Source organism: Pseudomonas sp. LJDD11 (genome assembly GCF_024584215.1).
Lineage (GTDB): Bacteria > Pseudomonadota > Gammaproteobacteria > Pseudomonadales > Pseudomonadaceae > Aquipseudomonas.
On the sequence record NZ_JANJFL010000098.1, the window covers coordinates 1 to 605 of the forward strand.

A 605-nucleotide genomic window follows, 5' to 3' on the forward strand; every position below is an offset into this window, starting at 1 on the left:
ACAATTGGACGCTCATGCCCGAGCGCGAGAATGTTCTTGGCGGCGTTGACGTCGCGGTCGTGGGTGGCACCACACCCACAACAAGTCCATTCCCTTATTCCAAGCCCTGCGATACCTCTCGGCCTCGAGTCCGGCAATTGCTTGCAGCTCGAACAGGTTTGGGTGGTGTTTCTCTCGCTGACAACCTTGAAAACCGTGCCTGCGTGATCGCATTTGTATTCCAGCATGGTTTTCAATTGGCCCCAGCCGGCGTCCAGCACCGACTTGGCCATCCTGGTTTTCGCGAGTTTCAGTGAGCTCACATCGCCCACCACAATGACGCCACAACGCGCTACCAGCGCGTTGCTGAACTTATGCAGGGAGTCCTTGCGGCGGTTCGCAACCTTGGCGTGAATCGCCCGCACACGGGCCTTCTTGCCGGCCCGCTGGGCCGTGCCCAGGGCGCTCTCCAGATCCCGGTAGAACCTGCCGCTTTCAAGGCGATCACCGTCGCTGCAGGTGGCCGTGGTTTTCAGTCCGAGGTCGATACCCACCGCGTCCTGGCCTGGCGATAACTGGCGGTCGACCTCGACCACGACGTTGAAATACCAGCGTCCACGGCTGTC

At 60.5% G+C, this 605-nt stretch carries 1 protein-coding gene; it reads right to left on the minus strand.

The window, feature by feature from the left end; genetic code table 11:
* The coding region (locus tag NRB16_RS28950) for a transposase (RefSeq protein WP_257107575.1) at window positions 1-605 on the minus strand (605 nt) is incomplete at both ends.